General features: G+C 74.2%; 4 protein-coding genes. All 4 read left to right on the plus strand.

Annotated features, from left to right (window positions below):
• On the plus strand, positions 1-655 hold a 655-nt coding region (locus J0670_RS32455; protein ID WP_207815640.1), incomplete at its 5' end, for a tyrosine-protein phosphatase.
• The gene (locus J0670_RS32460; protein WP_307806795.1) at positions 652-2,421 is read left to right on the plus strand and encodes a glycoside hydrolase family 3 N-terminal domain-containing protein; all 1,770 of its coding nucleotides are present in this window, start codon (positions 652-654) and stop codon (positions 2,419-2,421) included. The genes J0670_RS32455 and J0670_RS32460, both read left to right, overlap by 4 nt.
• A gap of 95 nt (positions 2,422-2,516) precedes the next feature.
• Positions 2,517-3,530: a ketoacyl-ACP synthase III gene (locus tag J0670_RS40085; RefSeq protein ID WP_279383111.1), complete on the plus strand. Its 1,014-nt coding sequence runs from the start codon at positions 2,517-2,519 to the stop codon at positions 3,528-3,530.
• Positions 3,527-3,961: glycosyltransferase family A protein (locus J0670_RS32470; protein WP_207815644.1), on the plus strand; the 435-nt coding region annotated here is incomplete at its 3' end. The genes J0670_RS40085 and J0670_RS32470, both read left to right, overlap by 4 nt.

Here is a 3,961-nt window from a genome sequence, read left to right on the forward strand (position 1 = left end):
CCAGCCCTTCCCCGCCGCCGACGCCGCCACCGTCGCGCAGCTCACCGAGCACGGCGTGCGCACCGTCATCGACCTGCGCGGGGACACCGAGACCCGCGACGGGGACTGGGACGCCGTCGAGGCCGCCGGCATCGACGTCGTCGCCGCCACGATGCAGCCCACCGGCGCCGAGCTCGAACGGGCCCTGCGCGCCATGACCACCGACGCCGACCTCGGCGCGTTCTACCTGCTGATGGCCGAGTCCGCCCCCCAGGGCGTGGCCGCCGCCGTCGAGGCCGCCGCCCGCCCCGGCGCCGCCCTGCTGCACTGCGCCGCCGGCAAGGACCGCACCGGCCTGATCACCGCGCTGCTGCTGGAGGTCCTCGGCGTCAGCGCCGAGGAGATCGTCGCCGACTACGCGCGCACCGCCGAGGCGCTGCCGCAGATCTGGGCCGGCCTGGCCGACCGCAACCGCGAGGCCCTCAACAAGGTCGAGAGCGGCGAGTTCACGGTGCCCGCCCCGCTGCTGGCCGCCCCCGCCGAGGCGATGGAGGCCTTCCTCGCCCTGGTGGCCGCCCGCTACGGCGGCGCGGCCGCCTTCCTCGCCCACTGCGGCGTGCCGGCCTCGACGCTGGAGGCCCTGCGGGCCAAGGCCGCCACGGGCGGTGCCGCGTGAGGACCCTGCTGCACCACAGCGACGGCACCCCGTTCCGCGACCTCAACCACAACGGCACCATGGAGCCGTACGAGGACCCGCGCCTGAGCGTCGAGGAGCGCGTCGAGGACCTGCTGGGCCGCATGACCCCGGAGGAGAAGGCCGCCCAGATGCTCCACGGCCGGATGCTCCCCGGCAACCAGGGCCCCTTCCCCTCCGGCGACCACCTCATCACCGAACGCGGCCTCACCGCCTTCGGCATGATGGCCGTCCCCGACGCCCGCACCATGGCCGAGTGGAACAACCACGTCCAGGACCTCGCCGCCTCCCGGCGCCTGGGCATCCCGGTCACCCTCGCCTCCGACCCCCGCCACGGCTTCACCACCAACCCCGCCACCGCCTTCGCCGGCGGCGGCTTCTCCGCCGGCCCCGAGCCGATCGGCCTCGGCGCCACCGACGACCCGGAACTCGTCCGCGAATACGCCGAGTTGATCGGCCGCGAGCTGCGCGCCGTCGGCATCCGCGTCGCCATCCACCCCATGGCCGACCTCGCCACCGAACCGCGCTGGGCCCGCATCAGCGGCACCTTCGGCGAGGACCCCGAGCGCGTCTGCCGGATCATCACCGCCTACATCCGCGGCCTCCAGGGCGAGAGCATCGGCCCCGACAGCGTGGCCTGCATGACCAAGCACTTCCCCGGCGGCGGCCCCCAGGCCGGCGGCGAGGAGTCCCACTTCGCCGCCGGGCGCAGCCTGGCCTACCCCGGCGGGCAGTTCGAGACCCACCTGCGCCCCTTCGAGGCCGCCTTCGCCGCCGGCACCGCGCAGATCATGCCCGCCTACGCCATCCCCGCCGGCAGCGGCCTGACCGAGGTCGGCGCCAACTTCAACCACGACGTCATCACCGGCCTGCTGCGCGGAAAGTACGGCTTCGACGGCGTCGTGTGCACCGACTTCAACGCCATCACCGGCATGGAGATCCCCGGCCTGGTCACCCTCCCGCCGCGCCACTGGGGCGTCGAACACCTCACCGTCGCCGAACAGGTCGTCCTCACCCTGGACGCCGGAGCCGACCAGCTCGGCGGCGAGACCGACCCCGAACTCATCCTGGCCGCCGTGCGCTCCGGCGCCGTCACCGAGGCCCGCCTCGACGAGTCCGTGCGCCGCATCCTGCGCGACAAGTTCCGCCTCGGCCTCTTCGACGACCCGTACGTGGACCCGGACGAGGCCGAGCGCGTCGTCGGCTCCGTCGAAGGCCGCGAACTCGGCCGCCAGGTGCAGCGCCGTTCCCTGGTGCACATCGCCGGGCAGCCGCCCGCCGGCACCCGGATCTACGTCGAGGGCGTCGACGAGGAGGCCGCGGCGCGCTACGGCACCGTGGTGGCCGCGCCAGAGGACGCCGACCTGGCGGTGGTGCGGCTGAAGACGCCGTACGAGAAGCGCGAGGGGCTGCTCGAACAGGCCTTCCACAGCGGCTCGTTGGAGTTCGAGCCCGCCGAGGTCGAACGGCTCACCGTTCTGGCCCGTACCGTGCCCACGGTCTTCGCCGTCCACCTGGAGCGGCCCGCCGTCCTCACCCCGCTCGCGCCCCACGCGGCCCTGCTGATCGGCGAGTTCGGCGCGGAGGACGACGTGGTGCTCGCCGCCGCCCTCGGCCGCGCCCCGATGACCGCCACCCTGCCCTTCGACCTGCCCCGCTCCGACGCGGCCGTCGCCGCCTCCCGCGAGGACGTCCCCTTCGACACCCGTGACCCGCTCTTCCACCACGGTCACCGCGTGACGGACTGAGTCGGGAGGCGCCTCCCGAACCGGGTAACGGCCCGGGCCTGCCTGAGTACCCGTACTCAGGCGGGCCCGGCCGCGCCCGGCCGAGCATGGGGGCCATGCACCCAGCAGCGACACCGAGGATCGGCATCACCGCCGTCGGCTCCCACCTGCCGCAGCGCCGGCTCACCTCCCAGCAGCTCCAGGACGAGATCACCGCCGGCGGCCGACTCGCCCTCCCCGAGCGGATGTTCGAGAAGGCCACCGGCATCCGCACCCGGCACTTCGCCGCCGACGACGAGTACGCCTCCACCCTCGCCGTCGCCGCCGCCCGCCGCGCCCTCGACGCCCGCGGCCTGCACCCCCGCGAGGTGGACCTGCTGCTCTTCGCCTCCGCCACCCGGGACATCTGCGAACCCGCCACCGCCCACCTCGTCCAGGCCGAACTCGGCACCCGCGCCCACGCGCTGGACGTCAGCAACGCCTGCAACAGCTTTCTCAACGGGATCGACCTGGCCCGCGCCATGATCCTGGCCGGACGCGCCCGCCGCGCCCTGGTCGTCACCGGCGAGACCCCCAGCCGCGCGATGCGCCGCGACCCCTCCGACGCCGCCGAGTTCCGCGACGGCTTCGCCGGCTACACCTTCGGCGACGCGGGCGCCGCCGTCCTCGTCGAGACCGTCACCGACGGCGGCATCCTCGACATCGAGACCACCACCGCCTCCGAACACTGGCAGGCCGGCGGCATCCCCGGCGGCGGCTCCCGCCACCCGCGCGGCGACGAACACAGCTACTTCCGCGGCGGCGGCAAGGAACTGCGCGGCGTCTTCGAACGCATCGGCCCCGCCGTCCTCTCCCGCCTCGCCCAGCGCACCGGCCTGCACTGGGACGACTACACCCGGGTGCTGGTCCACCAGGTCACCGTCCCCTACCTGGAACGCTTCGTCGAACTGACCGGCGCCCCCGCCGAGAAACTGGTGCTCACCGTGCCCGAACTCGGCAACATCGCCAGCGCCACCCTCGGCATCCAACTCGACCGAATAAAGGGAGAGTTGAAGCCGGGCGACAAGGTACTGCTGATCGGCCTCGGCGGCGGCGTCAGCCTCATGGCCATGGTCTGGGAGGCGTCATGACCCTGTGGGTCGTCATCCCCGCCTACCAGGAACAGGCCCGCATCGGCGCCACCCTGGGCGCCCTCGCCGCCCAGCGCGACCGCGACTTCACCCTCCTCGTCGCCGACAACGGCTCCACCGACGACACCCTCGCCACCGTCCACGCCTTCGCCGCCCACGCCCCCTTCCCGGTCCACGTCCTGACCGAACCCGAGAAGGGCGTCGGCTGCGCCGTCGACACCGCCTTCCGCCACGCCATCGCCCACGGCGCCACCCTGCTCGCCCGCACCGACGCCGACTGCCTGCCCCAACCCGGCTGGACCGCCGCCGCCCGGGCCGGCCTGCTGGCCAGCGGCGGACTGGTCTGCGGCAAGGTCACCGCCCGCCGCGACGAACACGGCCCCGTCGGACGCGCCCTGTTCCGCACCCTCGTCGCCCTCGGCGCCCTCTTC

Origin of the sequence: Streptomyces sp. FH025, assembly GCF_017427025.1 — a bacterium.
Classification (GTDB): domain Bacteria; phylum Actinomycetota; class Actinomycetes; order Streptomycetales; family Streptomycetaceae; genus Kitasatospora.

What these genes read in the sequence shown, in the direction of transcription:
- J0670_RS40085 (WP_279383111.1), top strand. Translation starts at nt 2,517, where the DNA reads ATGCACCCAGCAGCGACACCGAGGATCGGCATCACCGCCGTCGGCTCC.